The following is a 17,958-nucleotide window of genomic DNA, read 5'->3' as shown; positions in this document are numbered from 1 at the left end:
GGTATGGGGTCCCGGCCCGGGAGCGCGGAGCGCGGGTGTCAGAGCAGCGCGTTCGCCTCGCGGTGGCGGCCGGCGGCGTTGTAGGCACCGGCCAGGTCCCGGCGCATCCGCATGGTGAGCCGACGGACCTCCGGGTCACCGGAGGAGTTCAGCGCTACCCGGTAGGCCTCGCGCAGCACCTCCACGGCCTCGTCCGCGCGCCCTGCCTGCGTGTAGGAGCGACCCAGCCGGTGGTGCACCACGAGGGTTTCCAGGTGGCCCTTGCCCAGACGGCGGCGGCGACCGGCCAGCACCATCCGCAGCTGGGAGATGGCCTCCTCGTACCGCCCGGCCATGTTCTGCGCGGCGCTCAGACCCAGGCGCAGCTCTTCACGGCGTTCGGTGGAGGCGACGTCTTCGATCGCCCGCGCGTAATGGGCCACCGCGGCGTCCACGCGGCCGCTGCGCCGATAGCACACGGCCAGGCGCATGCGCGCCTCCACCGTGTCCTCGTCGGCCGGACCGAACTGGCTCTCGCGCTGGCTGAGCAGCGTCTCCCACTGCCCTGCGGCGTCGGCCGGACGCCCCGCATCCTCGAAGGCCCAGGCGAGGTTCTCCCGGATGATCTCCGTGCGGGGGTGGTCGTCACCGTAGACCGTGACCGCCTCGCCCAGGGCGAGCTCGAACTGCTGCACGGCTGCCTGACGCCGACCCATCTGGGCGTACTTGGTCGCCAGGTTGTTGCGGGCGGTGATGGTGTCCGGGTGCTCGGTTCCGTGCCGCTCCACCAGCGACCGCAGGGCCTGCTCCAGGGAGGCCGCGCGCATCCCGGCCTTGGGCCCGGTGCCCGCGGAGGAACCGGAGGACGAAGCCTGCTGGGGCAGGGACTCGCGTGGCGCGGTGGTGGGCACCCCGCCAGCGGGGGTCGGCACCTGCTCGGGGCGAGCGGCGGGGCGTTCCTCGCGATTCTCCTCAGGAGTCGGCATGGCGGCCTTGGTCGACTCGACCTTGGCAGAACGCGTCAACCCCGTCTCGCGCAGCAGTGCACGCCAGAACGACAAGAAGACTCACCACATTTCCCTGATCACGCGCCGGGGCCTTGTGGGCCCTCGGTCCGGTACACACCCGTTAGGTCAAGCGCCCTGAGGTATCAGGGCACGTTTCTATAACTTAATCGGACAACGGGCTACGGAACAGGCGTGAACCGCCCCTGAAGGGCGGTGAGTTCAGTCACTTTTGGGTTCAATCTGACTGAAGGGGGAAATGCTACGCCTCTGCCGCGTCCCGAAGGGCTGTCGCCAGCGGTTCCGCGGTCAACCCGACCTGCCAGTTCCGGGCGCCGCGCGTGCGCAGGAACTCACCCACCGAATCCGGGTCCACGGCTTGCGGGGGTGCCCACGCCAACCTTCTGACGGTGTCCGGCAGCAAAAGGTTCTCGGTGGGCATCACCACGTCCTCTGCGATCCCGGACACAGTGGCCCGAGCGGACTCCAGGCGGCGCGCGGCTTCCGGGGCGCGGTCGGCCCAGCGGTTCACCGGGGGAGGGCCGTCGCCGGCCGCGTTGGGACGCGGCAGCTCGGACTGGGCCATGTCCCGGGCCCGGTTCACCGACTTGATCCACGTGTTGAGGTAGCGCCGGGCCAGTTTGATCCCGAACTGCCGGATCTTGGCCAGTTCGGAGGTGGTGCGGGGCATCGTCGTCGCCGCCTCCACGATCGCCGCGTCCGGCAGTACCCGGCCGGGGGAGATGTCCCGTTCCTGGGCGATGCGGTCCCGTTCGTACCAGAGCTCGCGCACGACGGCCAGGGAACGCTGGTTGCGGACCTTGTGGATGCCCGAGGTGCGCCGCCAGGGGTCGGGGCGCGGCTCTTTGGGCGGGGCGTTCAGCACGGAGGCGAACTCCTCCCGGGCCCACCCCAGCTTCCCGGTCTCGGCCAGCTCCGTCTCCAGCGAGTTCCGGAGCTCGATGAGGATCTCCACGTCCAGCGCCGCGTAGCGCAGCCAGTCCTCCGGCAGGGGGCGCTGCGACCAGTCCACCGCCGAGTGCTCCTTGGCCAGGCGTACGTTCAGCAGCCGCTCCACCATGAACCCGAGGCCGACCCGCTGGTATCCGAGCAGCCGCCCGGCCAGTTCGGTGTCGAACAGTCGGGACGGGCGCAGGTTGACCTCCGTCAGGCAGGGAAGGTCCTGGTGCGCGGCGTGGAGCACCACCTCGGACTCACCGACGGTGGCGCTCAGCTCGCTCAGGTCTGGGCAGGCGATCGGGTCGATCAGCGCTGAGCCGGTCCCCTCCCGGCGGAGCTGCACCAGGTAGGCGCGCTGTCCGTACCGGTAGCCCGAGGCGCGCTCGGCGTCCACGGCGACAGGACCGGAACCTGCGGCGAGGGCCGCGATGACACCGGCCAGAGCGTCGGCGTGGGAGGTGACCTCGGGCAAGCCCTCGCGGGGTTCCCGCAGCAGAGGCGCCCTCTCCGCGTCGTCGTTGTCGGGTTCGCGGGCTTCTGTCTTGGAGTTCAACGCGTTCGCCACACCACTACGGTATGCGCTGTGGCCACCGAACGCAGATACGGGCCGTTTCGGGGCCGCTGGGCGGCCCCGTGCCGAGGCACCCCCGAGCAGCCTCCGATCAGGGGCGGGACCGTTGTCGGGCGATGTCGGTGACGTCCAGCGGGGGCAGCCCGGAGGCGGAGGCCAGCAGAGCCAACCAGGCGTTCACGTGTCCGGCCAGGTCGTCCGACTCCGGGGTCCATGAGGCGCGCATCTCGACCTCCGTCGCGGCACCCTCATGGGCCTTGGTGCCGAACCCCTCGGTGGTGGCGCGGGTGACCGTACCGCTCAGCGTGTGGTGGTTGGCCTCGTTGGCCTCCAAGGCGTCTGTGAGCCAGCTCCAGGCGACCGGACCGAGCAGGGGGTCGGACGCGATCTCCGACTCGAGCTCGGAGTTGGCCTGGCAGACCACCCGGAACGGTCCGGGCCAGTCTCGGGTGCCCTCGGGGTCGTACAGGACGATCAACCGACCCCAGGCGATCTCCTCGCCCTGGACCGAGACCTCGGCCGACACAGCGGCGGAGTGGGGAGCCAGCCGTTGGGGCGAGGGGATCTCCCGCACGGTGATCTCGGGGCGGATGAGAGGAGAGTGCAGGGCCTCTACCGCTCGCCGGAACGTCTCATGCGCGTTCTCGGCGCTACCGACATCGGGCATTGTGGAAACGTCAGCCTTCATATTGTGGTGAGCACGTCCCGGCGGGGACCGCCAGGACCTGTCCTGCCGAGGGTGTGATGGTGGGCACGGAATCGACCGTGGCACGAGTCACCGTCGGGCGGTCGCAGTTCTCCCGGCGTGTCGGTGTTTTGTGATGATCTTGGGACCGTCCGGTCCGGCCACGGCCCCGGATCGTGCCCGATCGGCCGTCGAAGCGCGGCTTTCCTTCGGCGATCCGAGTGAGAGCACCGGGACGGGCATGGCACGATTCAAGAGTGACGCTTCAAGACTCTCCATTCCTTCGCGCCTGCCGGCGCCTCCCGGTGTCCCACACACCGGTGTGGTTCATGCGCCAGGCCGGTCGCTCACTGCCCGAGTACCGACGGGTCCGCGCCGACGTGCCGATGCTTGAGGCGTGCGCGCGACCCGACATGATCACCGAGATCACGATGCAGCCGGTCCGCCGGTACGACACCGATGCCGCGATCTTCTTCAGCGACATCGTCGTGCCGCTCAAGGCCATCGGGATCGGCCTGGACATCAAGCCGGGGGTCGGCCCCGTCGTCGACGAACCGATCCGGGACGCCGGCGGGATCAAGCGCCTGCGCGACCTCGAACCTGACGACGTCCCCTACGTGACCGAGGCGGTCGGCCAGCTCGTGGGGGAGCTCGGCGACAAGCCGCTCATCGGGTTCGCCGGAGCCCCGTTCACGTTGGCCTCCTACCTCATCGAGGGTGGGCCGTCGAAGAACCACGAGCACACCAAGGCGCTCATGTACGGCGAGCCCGAGCTGTGGGACGAGCTCATGCGCCGCCTGGCCAACATCACGCTCGGCTTCCTGCGCACCCAGATCGAGGCGGGGGCCAGCGCGGTCCAGCTCTTCGACTCCTGGGTCGGTGCGCTGAGCGCCGAGGACTACCGAGCCTCGGTGATGCCCTACACGTCGTGGATCTTCGGCCAACTGACCGAGTACGAGGTGCCGCGCATCCACTTCGGCGTGGGTACCGGCGAGCTGCTGAGCCTGCTCAGCGAGGCCGGGGCCGACGTGGTGGGCGTGGACTGGCGCGTCCCCCTGGACAAGGCCGCCCAGCGCGTCCAGCCGGGTACCGCGCTCCAAGGCAACTTGGACCCCGCGACCCTGTTCGCGCCTTGGGAGGTCGTCGCCGACCGTACGCGCGACATCCTCTCGCGGGGCCGCGCCGCCGACGGCCACATCTTCAACCTCGGCCACGGCGTGCTTCCCAGCACCGACCCGACCATGCTCGAACGGCTCACCGCCTTCGTGCACGAGGAGAGCGCGACCTAGGCGCTTTTCCAGCGCGGTCTCCGGACACACGCCGACGCCCGGCCCCCGTAATGGACTCGGGCGTCGGCGTGTGTCCGGGTCAGTTCCCGTCGGGCTCGGACCCCTCCGCGGCCACGGGCTCGGATGCCGTGGCCGCGGTCCGTGCCCGGCGGCGGCGCCACAGCCACACCGGCCCGGCGGCGATCAGCGCGCCCAACGCGGCGAAGGGCAGCAGCCAGCCCACGGCCACGGACAGCCCCTGGCCCAGGCCGACCAGTGCCAGCCAACCGCGCTCCAGGCCGCCCAGGAAACCGACGGAGTCGTCCGCGGGCTCCTCCAAGTAGGTCGCCGGCGGGGCGAGGGTCAGGTTGACCGTGGAGTAGGACGTCTGGTTCTCCAACGACTCCAAACGGGCCTGGAGTGACTCGAGCGACTCCTGGCGCTCCTGGATCTCGCCCTCCACCCGGAGGAGGTCGTCCACGTCCTCGGCCTCCTCCAAGTAGCCGCGCAGGGTCTCCAAAGCGGCCTCGGAGGACTCGATCCGGCTCTCGACGTCGGCGACCTCCTCGGTGACGTCCTCGACCGAGCGTTCCAGGGTGGAGCGGTCACCCAGTTCGGCGAGCGCGTCCAGCGAGCTCTCGTAGTCCTCGTTGGGGATCCGCAGGGTCAGCGTGCTCTCGGGGCTGCCTTCCTCGGGAGTGGAGAGGTTCTCCCGGGCGACGTAGCCGTCGACCTCGACGGTCAGCTCCTTGGCCAGGTCGGAGGCCTCGGCCACGTCGTCGACGCGCACACTCATATCGGCGGTGTGGATCAACTGCCGGTCCATGACCTCCACATCGGAGCCCACGGCGTCATCGGCTGCCGCCTCACCGTCCCCCTCGGCGGCGCCCTCCTGGGCGGCCTCCTCCTCCGGAGCCGCCAGGTTGGCGGGCTCACGAGCGCTGTCGGGGGCATCGCCCGCGGTTTCAGTGGACGCCGAGCAGGCGGCGAACAGCAGAGCGGCCAGTCCGGTGGAGATCGCGACCCCGGCGGCGCGGCCCGCCCGGGGGAGTGATGAAGTGCTCATACCGTTTCGACGCAATCCGAAAATCCCCCGTTGCGTCCGTCCGATAACGACACCGCAACGGGCCGGTCGCCCCTGAATGAGGGGCACCCCGACCGAAACCTCCCGGACCGAAGCCCTCCATCCGGGACGGCGGATCACTGTGACGCACGGCATCTGGGAAGCTGGTGACATGCCTGAAGCACCGCATGTCGTCGTGGTCGGCGGCGGGGTCTCCGGACTCACCGCCGCGTACCGTCTCAACGGCCGGGGGGCAACCACCACGGTGGTCGAGGCCGCCGACGCCCCGGGGGGCAAGCTCCGCGCCTCACCCGTGGCGGGCGTGTCCGTCGACGCTGGTGCCGAAGCGGTGCTCGCGCGCCGCCCCGAGGCACTCGACCTCTTCAGCGAACTCGGCCTGGACGGCCAAGTGGTGCACCCCGGACCGGGGTCCGCCGCGATCTACAGCCGGGGCCGGATCCGTTCCCTGCCTAAGGGCCAGCTCATGGGAGTCCCCGGCGACCTGCGCGCTCTCGCCCGGAGCGGTGTGCTCTCCCCGGTGGGAACCCTGCGCGCCGCGCTCGACCTGGTCTGGCCGCGCACCCCGGTGCGCTCGGACGTTCCCGTGGGCACCTACGTCGGAACCCGTATGGGCCGCGAGGTGGTGGAGCGCCTCGTCGAACCCCTCCTGGGCGGTGTCTACGCCGGCCGCGCCGACGAACTCTCCCTCGACTCCACGGTGCCCCAGATCGCGCCCATGGCACGCCGTGACCGGTCACTGATGAGCGCCGTGCACACCAGTCTCAAGGGGCGCGGTGAGGCACCCACCAAGGCGGGGCCCGTCTTCGCCTCCCTGCGAGGAGGTGTGGCATCGGTCGTGGATGCCCTCGCGGAGCGCCAGAGCGATCTGCGCACCGGGTCCCGGGTCCGCGCCCTCGAGCGGCGCTCCCAAGGCTGGAGAGTGCATCTGGACGGCGCAGAGCAGATGGACTGCGACGCCGTCCTGCTCGCCTGCCCCGCGCCCGAGGCCGCACGGCTCCTTGGCGACACGGAGCCCGCGGCCGCGCGGGAGCTGAGGGGGATCGACTACGCGAGCATGGCGCTGGTGACCTTCGCCCTGCCCGCGTCCGTCTTCCCCGAGCCCCTCACCGGGACCGGGTTCCTAGTTCCGGCCGGGCAGGGCCTGACCATCAAGGCCGCCACCTTCTCCAGCAACAAGTGGCCCTGGCTGGCTCAGGAGCTGGATAGGGTCGATCCCGGTGCGGACCTGGTGGTCCTGCGCTGCTCCATCGGAAGGTTCGGCGAGGACGGGGTCCTCCGCCGCTCCGACCGGGAACTGGCCGACGCGGCCTTGGCCGACCTCGCCAAGGTCACCGGCCTGGCCGGCGCCCCGGTGGAGACCCGCGTCACCCGGTGGGCCGACGGGCTGCCCCAGTACGGGGTCGGCCACGCCACCCGGGTGGAACGGATCAGGTCGTCCGTACGGAACCACCCCGGGCTCGCGGTGTGCGGCGCCGCCTACGGGGGAGTGGGTATCCCCGCCTGCATCGCCGACGCCGGCCGCGAGGCCGCGCGCTTGGCCGACACCCTCACCGACCACAGCCACGCCAGCCGCGGCGACGAGAGCGCCGACGGAACGAACCAGCAAGGAGTCAACCCGTGACGGGCCAGCAGAACGAGGCGATCGCCCAGGACGGCACCGACCTCAACAAACTCATCCGGTACACGATGTGGTCGGTCTTCAAGGCCGACAGCCTGGAGGGCGTGGACCGCAGCGCGGCGGCGGAGGAGCTCCAGGGCCTCTTCGACAAGGCCGCCGAGCAGGGCGTGACCACTCGCGGCAGCTACGACGTCCAGGGCTTCCGCGCCGACGCCGACATGATGTTCTGGTGGATCGCCGACAGCCCTGAGCAGGTGCAGAACATCTACTCCGACTTCCGCCGCACCCGTGTCGGCCGGGCCAGCACGCCGGTGTGGTCGGTCGTGGGCCTGCACCGGCCCGCCGAGTTCAACCGCGGCCACGTGCCCGCGTTCCTGGCCGGCGAGGAACCGCGCGAGCACCTGTGCGTGTACCCGTTCGTGCGCTCGTACGAGTGGTACCTCCTCCCCGACGACGAGCGCCGCACCATGCTCGCCGAGCACGGCCGTATGGCGGCCCCCTACCCGGACGTGCGCGCCAACACGGTTTCCTCGTTCGGCCTGAACGACTACGAGTGGCTGCTCGCCTTCGAGGCCGAGGAGCTGCACCGCATCGTGGACCTCATGCGCCACCTGCGCAGCGCCAAGGCCCGCCTGCACACCCGCGAGGAGCTGCCCTTCTACACCGGGCGGCGCAAGAGCGTGGCCGAGCTGGTCGACGCCCTGCCCTAGCTGTTCGGAGCGTGCACGCAGTGAGGCCCCCGCCAACGGCGGGGGCCTCACTCGTATGCGGAGCCGCTCACCGGCGGTTACTCGGCGGTGCGGGCCGCGGTCCTGCCGGTCGCGATCACGTAGAACGGGAGCGCGATGATGGTCAGCAGCACCAGGGCGCTCATCGAGTAGATCAGCACGTCTCCGGCGGGCAGGCCCAGGCCCCACGCGGCGATGAAGGCCACGCCGGTGGCGAGCATGCCCAGGACGACGTACGCCTTCTTCCCCCGGGGCTTGGGGTACTCCATCCGGCTCACCATCAGCCAGGCGATCAGCAGTACGGCGGCCACACCGGCCAGGACCGGCGGGTCGAGCAGCACGATCGTCACCACCGCCATCGCCCCGAACGGGCAGGGCAGACCGGTGAAGTAGTTCGAACCGGGCTCCTGGGTGGAGAACCGGGCCAGGCGGACGATCACCGCGAGCAGCACGGCACCGCCCGCGGCCACGGGCAGCACACCGGCACCACCGGCGATGGTGCCCCAGACGACGAAGAAGAACGCCGGGGCGAAACCGAAGCTGACCACGTCGGCGAGGTTGTCCAGCTCCGCGCCCATACCGCTACCGCCGAGCTTGCGGGCGACCCGGCCGTCGAGCACGTCGAGGGCGGCCGCGAACATCATCAGGCCAACGGCCGTGGCCATCGCCGTCTTGGGCAGTGCGCCGTCGGCACCGCCGGCCAGGTGCGCGGCCTGGGCCGTGGCCAGCGCCCACACCGCGAGGAAGCCGCACAGGGCGTTGCCCAGGGTCAGGTAGTCGGCCACGCCCAGACGCAGCCTTGGCGCCTCCTCAGGGGCGGAGGAGCCGTCCTGCTCGGGGGATAGGGCGGCCTCAGCCGGCGTCAAGACGGGTTTCTCCGGCGCGGACTTTCTGGCCGACCTCCACCGCCGGGGTGACCCCGGCCGGAAGGTAGACGTCGACCCGTGACCCGAACCGGATGAGCCCGATCCTCTCACCTTGCTCGACCTTCTGCGCCGCAGCGAGATACGGGACGATACGCCGGACCAGCGCGCCGGCGATTTGAACGACCGTGATCTCACCGATCTCGGTTTCAAGGGTCCAGATGACGCGTTCATTACGCTCGCTGTCCTTGTCGAATGCGGGCCGGAATCCCCCAGGACGGTGCTCGACGCCGGTCACGATACCGGCGAGGGGGGCACGGTTGACGTGCACGTTGAGAGGGTTCATGAACACCGCGACCCGGATGCGCCCGTCGGGCTGGGGGTCGAGGCTCTGTACGACGCCGTCGGCCGCGGACAGCACCCGCCCCGTCGCGGGGCCCCGCTCGGGGTCCCGGAAGAACCAGGTCATCCCTGCCGCGAGGGCGACCACGGGCGCGGCGGCGAGAGCCCGGACCCCGGAGCCCCGGGCGGCGAGGGCCGCGACTCCCGCTGCGCCGAGCGCCGGTACCAGCCACGGGGCCGAGCCCTGGGCCATGCCGAACCGCGGTCTAGCGGTGGGACGCGGAGAGACGGAAGAGGTAGGTGAGTCGTCGGTCATCGAGCGCTTTCGTCGCGGGTCGGTCTGTTCGCCCGCACATCGGTTACCGCTGTGAGGGGTGAACCCGGTCGCGACCGGGTTCGCGGGTGCGCGGTCACCGGGTGGGGCACCCTCGCCGCGCGCGCCCTCCGGTCGACAAGGGGGTCGAACGTTGGTGCGCTGGTGCGATTATCCCTGATCCCGCGGGGGCGGGAAGCAGTCGGTATCCGAGCGCCCGCCGTTCCAGGGGAACGAGGGGTACCCGGACCAGGATGGTATGCCACCTATTGCTCGGGCTCTAGGGCCAGAGCGACGGAGTTGATGCAGTACCGGGCGTCGGTGGGGTTGTCGTACCCCTCCCCGTAGAAGACGTGACCCAGGTGGGACTTGCAGGTGGCGCATCGCACTTCGGTGCGCACCATGCCGAGGGATGCGTCCTCGTGCAGGGTGACGGCGTCGGAGTCCGCCGGGTCGAAGAAGCTCGGCCACCCGCAGTGGGAGTCGAACTTCTCGTCGGAACGGAACAGTTCGGTCTCGCAACCCCGGCAACGGTAGACGCCCGTGGTTTTGGTGTCGACGTAAGCCCCTGACCAGGGGCGCTCGGTGCCCGACCCGCGGAGCACGGCGTACTCCTGGGCGTTGAGGCGCTCGCGCCACTCCTGTTCGGTCTGGGGGAGGTCCTTCGGTGCCCCGGAGCTGGTATCCGGGGCCTCATCCGCTGCGTCAGCCATGGTGATGACGCTACCCGGAATCGTGTCCGAGTGCTGACAGGGGGCGCTTCCGTCAGGAAAAGGGCATTTGGGTCTCAGTTAAGTAAATCATCCTTAGGGGTCACATACACCTAACTTCACGCTTGATGACGTTCGGTCGTCGAACGTGCGGGTACGGGCTCAACAGGGGTCAGTGGTCGAGGTGCACTGAGGCAGGTGGCATGGCTGTAACAGCTCAACAGGCACTCGGAGTAGGCAGGCGACCGCTGCGCGTGGGCAGGATCCGCTACGGACTGTGGTGTCTTGAGCAAGCCACCGCAGGGGCCCGGTCCCAGGTCCGCGTCGTCGGTGACGGTGCGGGCACTGTGGGTCGGGAGCTGCGCTGGGCCGCTGAGCTCAGCGTCCGCTCCACCGTGGCGGGGATCGACCACGCGAGACCCGAGCCCTGGAGTGATCGCAGACTGCTGGTGCTCGTCGCGGTGATCGCCGTCGGCGCGCTGGCGGTGGCGACCGTCCTGGGGGTCGGGATGGCGCACTGGATGATGACGTCGTCCGGCGCCATGATCTTCGCGGCGGCCGGGGCCTTGTCGGTGGGACTCGCGTTCCTGCCGCTGGCATACCTGGTCTTCGCCTCCAAGCGGAGGGGTCGCCTGCACGCGAGAGAACAGGGTGTGGAGAGCCGGGAGTAAGAGGACGGTTCCTCGCACGACGAAGGGGTGCCCCGCCGGGGCACCCCTTTCGATGTGCGGGGCCGGTGGTCAGGCGTCGAAGTCGTACTGCAGTACGTACGCCGAACCGTCCATGGTGATCTCGTTGAACTCGACGGGGCTGTGGTCGAGGGTCAGGGCGGTGCGGGCCATCTCCAGCACAGGGGTTCCCGGAAACAGCTCCAGCTCCGCGGTCTCCTCGGGGGTGGGCATACGGACGCGGATCTCCTCGGTGAAGTGCGTGGGGGCGTGCCCGAGCTCGGCCAGCCGCGCGTAGATACCCCCCGGGCCGCTGTCGTGCGCCCTGACCCGCTGGGCGGCGGAGGTCTCCGTGCGGCCCTCCCACAGGTGCGGGGACAGGTGGGAGATCGCGCTCTGTACGGGGCGCCCGTCCACGAGGTAGCGGCGGGAACGGCGCACCACCGAGGAACCCTCGTCCAGGCCCAGGGCCCGGAGCACATGGTCCCCCGGGACGACCTCGTCGATCACGAGGCCCTCCACCTCGTACCCGCGGGTGTCACTGTCCGTCTGCCAGATGGCTCGGCCGTTGCCCCACAGGTCCTTGGACAGGCGCTGGGCTCCGTGTCTTCGTAAGGGTCGGAACAGTCGCACGTAGATGCCCGAACCGCGCACGGCCACGGCCAGGCCCTCGTTGATGAGTACGGACAGCGCCTGTCGGGCCGTCGCCCGGGCGACGCCATGGCGCTCCATGAGGATGTTCTCCCCGGGAAGCCGGTCGCCGTCGGCGTACCGTCCGGAGCGGATCTGTCCTCGTAGTTCCTCGGCAATCTCCCGGTAGACCGGAGGGGATCCGTTTTCGGACGTCGGCACTACGTTCATCCTCTCGCCCAGGGGAGCAAACCGGTAAGCCCCGTCGATGCGGTGTGTCCAGTCGCAGAGTTTCCAGTGGATGGCACACAACGGGTATGTCCGGTTGCGGGATGGTTCATGCGTCATTGTGGGGTGGCCGAAACCGACCGGTTATGGGGCACCCTCCCGCGGGGTGTCGCCTTCCCTGAGGTAACGCGTGAACAGGTTGCCTTCGGCCTCCAGGAGGTGCGCCATCCGCACGGGCGTGCTCTTGGCTGAGCCGTGCTCCGGCGCGCCGGGGGTCCCCGGGCCGCCGGTGACGATGCGGGGCGACCCCGAGCCCAGCAGGTGCGGACTCACCGTCAAGCACAGCTCGTCCAACAGGCCCGCCGCCACGAACTCGGCCAACAGGTGCGGCCCTCCCTCGGTCAGCACCCGGTACAGGCCCCTCTCGGACAGGGCGTTGAGGATGTGCTCCGGGCCCACTGAGACACCGTCCACCACCACCAGGTCCGCGTGCGCGGCCACGAACTCCCGACGCGCGGCTGGAGCGGACCCGACGGTGAACACGATCGTGCGCGCGTCCTCCGGCGCGGTGGTGAGCAGCTCCTCGTCCACCTCCAGCGAACGCGACACCACCGCGATCCGCGGGGTCGCCGGGCGTCCAGCGCGCAGGTCCGCCCACACTTCGCGCGGCCGGACCGGACGGTACCCCTCCTGCCGGGCGGTCGACGCGCCGACCACGACGACGTCGCACAGACCGCGCAGCACGCCCATCACCCTGCGGTCGGACGCTGACGACAGGTCACGGCTGCGGCCGGACGGGCCGACCGCACCGCCGTCCGCACTGGCCACCATGTTCGCCCGGACCCAAGGCCGGTCCAGGACCGGCGGGTAGGCGTAGGCCTCGGCCAGGTCCACGTTCATGCGGCCGGGGACGGGAAGGAGTTCGCGGAACGGGGTCGACACCGAGGCGGTACCAGTGCGGTGAGCGGTGCCCGTGTGGTGAGTGTTCGACATGGTCACCCAGGTTAGATCCACCGAGGGCCGGGGAGCCCGTGGGAACCCCGGCCCCGCTGAATTCCGTCCCGGCGGCGTCAGCCGTGGCGGTGGGAGACGCGCCGCAGCAGCACCAGGGCACGGTCGATCACCCGCACGGGGCCGCCAGCGGACACGAACGGCCGCCCGTCCACGTCGGGCTCGGCAGTGTCCAGGACGGTCTCCCACGCCATGCCGTACTCGGTGCCGGGCAGCTTGAACTCCACCGACTCGGGTCCGCTGTTGAGCAGCAGCACGAACGAACTGTCGCGGATCCGTCGGCCCCGGTGATCCGGTTCCGTGATGGCGTCACCGTTGAGGAACACCCCAAGGGCGCGGTCGCCTGTGTTCCAGTCGTCTCCCTCCATCGTCGACCCGTCCCGCCGCAGCCACGTGATGTCGGGCAGCCCGTCCGAACCGGCCTTCCCGCCTTCCACTGGCCCGCCCTCCACGGGACTGCCCTCCACGGGACTGCCCCGGAAGAAGCGGCGGCGCCGGAAGACCGGGTGCTCGCGCCGCAGTTGGGCCAGTTCGCGGACGTAGTCCAAGAGGTCGTTCTCCGGGTGCTCGCCAGCGAGCCCGGCGCCCTCCCAGTCGATCCAGGCGATCTCGTTGTCCTGGCAGTAGGCGTTGTTGTTGCCGCCCTGGGTGCGACCGATCTCGTCACCGTGCGACAGCATCACCACGCCTTGGGACAGGTACAGGGTGGCGAGGTAGTTGCGGACCTGTCTGCGGCGCAGGACGAGGATCGCGGGATCCTCAGTGGGGCCCTCCACCCCGTGGTTCCAGGAGCGGTTGTCGTCGGTGCCGTCGCGGTTGTTCTCGCCGTTGGCCTCGTTGTGCTTGTGGTCGTAGGACACCAGGTCGGCCATGGTGAAGCCGTCGTGGCAGGTGATGAAGTTGATCGACGCCACGGGGCGGCGCCCGTCGTCCTGGTAGAGGTCGCTGGATCCCGCCAGGCGCGAGGCCAGCTCCCCCTTGACCGGCTCACCGCGCCAGAAGTCGCGCACGGTGTCCCGGTACTTGCCGTTCCACTCGGTCCACAGGGGCGGGAAGTTGCCCACCTGGTAGCCGCCCGGTCCCACGTCCCAGGGCTCGGCGATCAGCTTGACCTGGGAGATCACCGGGTCCTGCTGCACGATGTCGAAGAACGTGCTCAGCCGGTCCACGTCGTGGAACTCCCGGGCCAGCGCCGACGCGAGGTCGAAGCGGAACCCGTCCACGTGCATCTCCAGGACCCAGTACCGAAGCGAGTCCATGATGAGCTGCAACGAGTGCGGGTGGCGCACGTTCAGGCTGTTCCCGCAGCCCGTGTAGTCGAGGTAGTAGCGCTGGTCCTCGTCGCTGGTCCGGTAGTAGCCGAGATTGTCGATACCCCGCCAGGAGAGGGTGGGCCCCATGTGGTCGCCCTCGGCGGTGTGGTTGTAGACCACGTCGAGGAGCACCTCGATGCCCGCCTCGTGCAGCGACTTCACCATCGCCTTGAACTCCTGCACCTGCTGGCCGCGGGAGCCGCGCGCGGCATATCCGCTGTGCGGAGCCAGGAAGGCCAAGGTGTTGTAACCCCAGTAGTTGGTCAGACCCCGCGCCACCATCGCGTGCTCGGGCACGAAGTGGTGGACGGGCATCAGTTCGACCGCCGTCACCCCGAGCGAGGTGAGGTACTCGATCACCTCCGGGTGAGCCAACCCCGAGTAGGTGCCCCTCTGATGTTCGGGGATGGCCGGGTGCCGCATCGTCAGACCGCGCACGTGCGTCTCGTAGATCACCGTCTGGTGGTACGGCGTGCGCGGCCGCGACTCGTTGCCCCAGTCGAAGAACGGGCTGACCACGACGCACTTGGGCACATACTTGGCGCTGTCGGCGGTGTTCTTCCGGTCCGGATCGGCGAAGTGGTAGCTGAACAGCGATTCGTGCCACGTGAGGTTGCCGTTCAGCGCCTTCGCGTAGGGGTCGGTGAGCAGCTTGTTCGGGTTGCAGCGCAACCCGTGCTCAGGTTGGTAGGGGCCGTGGACGCGGTAGCCGTACTGCTGGCCTGGACCGATCCCGGGCAGGTAGCCGTGCCATACGAAACCGTCGTATTCGGTCAGGGGTATGCGGGTCTCCTCGCCGTTGTCGTCGAACAGGCACAGCTCCACCTGTTCGGCCGCCTCCGAGAAGAGGGAGAAATTGGTGCCGGACCCGTCGTAGGTCGCACCGAGCGGATAGGAACTACCTGGCCAGACTTCCACCATAGGCGTCGTCAGTCTCTTGGTATCGGGCCCCGTGCGGGCGTTGGAGTTGGTGACGACTTCTTCCTTCCGCTAAGGCCGCGGAAGTATGCCGAACTGGGCCGATAAGCATTCATCGGTCCAGTCCACTGGGGGCCTTTATGGGCTTATTGCACGGAAGGGGAGGATTTACCGGCGGGGTCGGGCCCGGTCGAGGATCAGGCCGGTGTCCACGCGCTTGGGAAGCGTCCCGAAAACACTGCCCCAGTCGCCGCCCAACCGTGACGCCGTGAAGGCTTCCGCCACCGGGGTCGGCGCGTAGCGCAGCAGCACCGAGGCCTGCAGGAGCAGCGCCATCAGCTCGACCACGGACCGAGCCCGGTACTGGATCTCGTCCAGGTCACCCAAGGCCGTCCCCAGCCGCTTCAGGGCCTCGTCGAAGTGGTCGTCGGAGCCCGCGGCGGTGTCCAGTTCGGCCAGGAAGGCCTCCACCGACTCCGGGGAACGCGACATCGCCCGCAGTACGTCCAGCGCCGCCACGTTGCCCGAACCCTCCCAGATGGAGTTGAGCGGGGAGTCGCGGAACAGCCGGGGCATCCCGGACTCCTCGACGTACCCGTTCCCGCCCAGGCATTCCAAGGCCTCGGCGGCGTGCACCGGCTGGCGCTTGGTCACCCAGAACTTGCCCACGGCCACGCCCAGACGGCGGAAGGCGGCCTCGCCCTCGTCACCGCGCACCGAGCGGTCCACGGCCCCCGCCAGACGCGTCATGAGCGCTGTGGCGGCCTCCGACTCCAGAGCGAGATCGGCGAGGACGTTGCGCATGAGCGGCTGGTCCACCAAGGGTTTGCCGAAGGCGCTACGGGACTCCGCGTGGTTGAACGCGTGCACCACGGCCGCGCGCATGCCGGACGAGGAGCCGATCACGCAGTCCAGGCGGGTGCTGTTGACCATCTCGATGATGGTGGGAACGCCCCTGCCTGGTTCGCCGACCGGGTAGGCGACGGCGCCGTCGTACTCCAGCTCGGCGGAGGCGTTGGACTTGTTGCCGAGCTTGTCCTTCAGCCGCTGGATGAAGAGGTTGTTCCGGCTCCCGTCCGGCAGCACACGCGGAACCAGGAAGCACGTCAGCCCCTCGGGGGCCTGTGCGAGGGTGAGGAAGATGTCGCTCATCGGTGCCGAGGTGAACCACTTGTGCCCGGTGAGCAGGTAGTGGCCCTCCTGCGTGGGAACCGCGCGCGTGGTGTTGGCCCGCACGTCCGAGCCGCCCTGCTTCTCCGTCATCGACATCCCGGCGATGAGGCCCTGCTTGGTCAACGGGGCCCGCAGCCCGAAGTCGTAGGTGCGCGCGGTCAGCAGAGGCTCGTACTGCGCCGCCAGCTCGGGGGACTTGCGCAGCGCGGGGACCGCCGCGTAAGTCATCGATATGGGGCACCCGTGGCCGCTCTCCGCCTGGGACCACAGGAAGAACTTGGCCGCGCGGGCCACGTGCGCGCCCTCGCGGTCGTCGGCCCAAGGGGCCGCGTGCATGCCGTGTTCCACGGCCTGGTCCATGAGCACGTGGTAGGCGGGCTGGAAGTCGACCTCGTCCACGCGGTGGCCGTAGCGGTCGTGGGTGCGCAGGACCGGGGGGTAGGTGTTCGCCGACTCACCCCAGGCCCGAACCCGCTCGGACCCTGCCGCGTTGCCGATCTCGCGCACGTCGGCTTCCGCCCAGCCCGCGCCCTCGCGGCGCAGGCCCTCCAACAGTGCGGGATCGTCGGCGGCACTGTAGTCGCCGAGCGGAGTGGCCTGATTGAACACCTCATGTGTGGCGGGCATACCGACTCCTGGGTCGAGGGACGGGTGGGTGCGGGAATCCTATCCCCGCATCGCAATCCCAATAGAACCAGGTTCGGTTTCAGGGCCAGAGAAGCTCCCGCCGCCAGCCGGAGCCCTCCCGCCGGTACCGAAGGCGCGTGTGCCGCCGGTCGGGGTCAGCCTGCCAGAACTCGATCTCCGTCGGCGCCACCCGGTACAGGCCCCAGTCCTTCGGCACCAGCCCGGGGTCGGCCTCCAACCGCGCGCGGCTCTCCTCGGCGACCACGTGGATGTCCGCCAAGCTCTCCAGAGGCTCGCTCTGCCTCCCGTGCAGCCCCGCCACCCGGCCCTCCAAGGGCCGCTCAGTGAAATCGGCCGCGCACTCCTCAGCACTCGCCAGCTCCACCGAGCCCTGAACACGCACCTGGCGTCCCTGCTTGCCCCAGAAGAACAGCAGGGCAGCCCTGGGGTTCTCAGCCATCTCGCGGCCCTTCGCCGAACTGGTCGTTGTGGCGAACCACCAGCCGTCCTTTGTCAGATCCTTCATGATGAGGATCCGCGCCGAAGGCGCCCCGTCGGCGTCCGCCGTCGCCACCGTCATCGCGTGCGGCTCTGGCACACCGGCCGCGATGGCCTCGCCCAGCCACGCCTCGAACAGCTCCACCGGGTCATCGGGCGCCTGCCCAGGGTCAAACGTGGCCAGCGGCCCCGCGAACACCGACAGCCCCCGCAACATCCCGCGAATCCCGTCCCCAGCCATCGCTGTCTCCACTCTTTGTCGTTTCCCTGGTCATGCCGAGAGTCATGCCGACGCTACTGCCTTCACTTCCGTGCCCCCAATCGCCCCATTCAGGGTTCCATAAGCCATCCGAAAATCCAAACATCTAAACATCTAAGCTCAGTGGCCAGGGGTGAAAGAGTAAGGGGCGGTCAGGAATGGTCTCCACGCCCGTGGCGGTATCTTTGTCGGTATCTTTGGCGGGGCCTACGACGGTGTCTATGGCGGTGTCTATGGCGGTGCCTGTGTCGGTGGTGTGGGTGCACCAGTGGTTGGGGGATTGCTCCCGTTCTTGGGGTTCCCTCCTTTCCCGCCGCCCGATTGTGGCCGTCTCCGCTACGCGCGTCAAGGTCGTCGCCATCGAGCGCTTCGCGCGTCAACGGCGCTCCACCTTGACCCGCTTCGCTGCGACGGCGGGTTGGCGGCTATCGGGAAAGTTGTGTCCTGAACGTGAACCAGAGGAGGAAGTAGGAACTCTCTGCGGAAGCGGTGCTGCACGCAAAGATGA

At 69.5% G+C, this 17,958-nt stretch carries 16 protein-coding genes; 4 read left to right on the top strand and 12 right to left on the bottom strand.

What is annotated here, in order from left to right:
- Positions 1-38: 38 nt before the first annotated feature.
- From ACYVDG_RS28125 to ACYVDG_RS28115, 3 genes are all read right to left on the bottom strand, one after another.
- On the bottom strand, positions 39-1,040 hold the full coding sequence (locus tag ACYVDG_RS28125) for a tetratricopeptide repeat protein (protein ID WP_460760705.1): 1,002 nt from the start codon (positions 1,038-1,040) through the stop codon (positions 39-41).
- Between the two features lie 205 nt (positions 1,041-1,245).
- The gene (locus tag ACYVDG_RS28120) at positions 1,246-2,508 is read right to left on the bottom strand and encodes a ribonuclease D (protein WP_460760702.1); all 1,263 of its coding nucleotides are present in this window, start codon (positions 2,506-2,508) and stop codon (positions 1,246-1,248) included.
- Between the two features lie 97 nt (positions 2,509-2,605).
- A complete protein-coding gene (locus ACYVDG_RS28115) occupies positions 2,606-3,181 on the bottom strand; it encodes a DUF3000 domain-containing protein (RefSeq protein ID WP_460760698.1) in 576 nt (191 codons plus the stop codon).
- Between the two features lie 338 nt (positions 3,182-3,519).
- Here ACYVDG_RS28115 and hemE point away from each other — a divergent pair, with 338 nt between their 5' ends.
- Positions 3,520-4,488 carry a uroporphyrinogen decarboxylase gene (gene hemE / locus ACYVDG_RS28110; protein ID WP_460760796.1) on the top strand — a complete coding sequence of 323 codons (969 nt, stop codon included), beginning with the start codon at positions 3,520-3,522 and terminating at the stop codon, positions 4,486-4,488.
- Between the two features lie 79 nt (positions 4,489-4,567).
- Here hemE and ACYVDG_RS28105 read toward each other — a convergent pair whose 3' ends face one another.
- The gene (locus ACYVDG_RS28105) at positions 4,568-5,533 is read right to left on the bottom strand and encodes a DUF4349 domain-containing protein (protein ID WP_460760694.1); all 966 of its coding nucleotides are present in this window, start codon (positions 5,531-5,533) and stop codon (positions 4,568-4,570) included.
- 169 nt (positions 5,534-5,702) lie between these two features.
- Here ACYVDG_RS28105 and hemG point away from each other — a divergent pair, with 169 nt between their 5' ends.
- Positions 5,703-7,172 carry a protoporphyrinogen oxidase gene (gene hemG / locus ACYVDG_RS28100; protein WP_460760691.1) on the top strand — a complete coding sequence of 490 codons (1,470 nt, stop codon included), beginning with the start codon at positions 5,703-5,705 and terminating at the stop codon, positions 7,170-7,172.
- Complete coding sequence (gene hemQ / locus ACYVDG_RS28095) at positions 7,169-7,879, top strand: hydrogen peroxide-dependent heme synthase (protein WP_460760686.1); 711 nt, start codon at positions 7,169-7,171, stop codon at positions 7,877-7,879. The genes hemG and hemQ overlap by 4 nt, the downstream gene beginning before the upstream one ends.
- 77 nt (positions 7,880-7,956) lie before the next feature.
- On the opposite strand, the gene ACYVDG_RS28090 is transcribed toward hemQ, so the two are convergent.
- The 3 genes from ACYVDG_RS28090 to msrB form a co-directional block, all read right to left on the bottom strand.
- Entirely contained in the window at positions 7,957-8,763 is an 807-nt protein-coding gene (locus tag ACYVDG_RS28090) for a CDP-alcohol phosphatidyltransferase family protein (protein WP_460760681.1), read from the bottom strand.
- Positions 8,750-9,418 carry a phosphatidylserine decarboxylase gene (locus ACYVDG_RS28085; RefSeq protein ID WP_460760678.1) on the bottom strand — a complete coding sequence of 223 codons (669 nt, stop codon included), beginning with the start codon at positions 9,416-9,418 and terminating at the stop codon, positions 8,750-8,752. The genes ACYVDG_RS28090 and ACYVDG_RS28085 overlap by 14 nt, the downstream gene beginning before the upstream one ends.
- 263 nt (positions 9,419-9,681) lie before the next feature.
- Positions 9,682-10,128, bottom strand: coding sequence for a peptide-methionine (R)-S-oxide reductase MsrB (gene msrB, locus ACYVDG_RS28080; RefSeq protein ID WP_460760675.1), 447 nt, complete (start codon positions 10,126-10,128; stop codon positions 9,682-9,684).
- Between the two features lie 251 nt (positions 10,129-10,379).
- On the opposite strand from msrB, the gene ACYVDG_RS28075 reads away from it, so the two are divergent.
- Entirely contained in the window at positions 10,380-10,796 is a 417-nt protein-coding gene (locus tag ACYVDG_RS28075) for a hypothetical protein (RefSeq protein ID WP_460760791.1), read from the top strand.
- Positions 10,797-10,865: 69 nt separating this feature from the next.
- On the opposite strand, the gene ACYVDG_RS28070 is transcribed toward ACYVDG_RS28075, so the two are convergent.
- The 5 genes from ACYVDG_RS28070 to ACYVDG_RS28050 form a co-directional block, all read right to left on the bottom strand.
- Positions 10,866-11,654 (bottom strand): GntR family transcriptional regulator, encoded by a 789-nt coding sequence (locus ACYVDG_RS28070; protein WP_460760670.1) that lies wholly within the window; start codon positions 11,652-11,654, stop codon positions 10,866-10,868.
- Positions 11,655-11,795: 141 nt separating this feature from the next.
- Positions 11,796-12,644 carry a pyrimidine reductase family protein gene (locus ACYVDG_RS28065; RefSeq protein WP_460760666.1) on the bottom strand — a complete coding sequence of 283 codons (849 nt, stop codon included), beginning with the start codon at positions 12,642-12,644 and terminating at the stop codon, positions 11,796-11,798.
- Positions 12,645-12,721: 77 nt separating this feature from the next.
- On the bottom strand, positions 12,722-14,896 hold the full coding sequence (gene glgX, locus ACYVDG_RS28060) for a glycogen debranching protein GlgX (RefSeq protein ID WP_460760662.1): 2,175 nt from the start codon (positions 14,894-14,896) through the stop codon (positions 12,722-12,724).
- 165 nt (positions 14,897-15,061) lie between these two features.
- Positions 15,062-16,693, bottom strand: coding sequence for an acyl-CoA dehydrogenase family protein (locus tag ACYVDG_RS28055; RefSeq protein WP_460760659.1), 1,632 nt, complete (start codon positions 16,691-16,693; stop codon positions 15,062-15,064).
- 79 nt (positions 16,694-16,772) lie between these two features.
- A complete protein-coding gene (locus ACYVDG_RS28050) occupies positions 16,773-17,432 on the bottom strand; it encodes a pyridoxine/pyridoxamine 5'-phosphate oxidase (protein ID WP_460760654.1) in 660 nt (219 codons plus the stop codon).
- Between the last annotated feature and the right edge of the window lie 526 nt (positions 17,433-17,958).

The sequence above is a fragment of the Nocardiopsis oceani genome, from assembly GCF_054777395.1.
The sequence above is the reverse complement of the archived record's forward strand: the minus strand, read 5'-3'. Positions and strand labels throughout refer to the sequence as shown.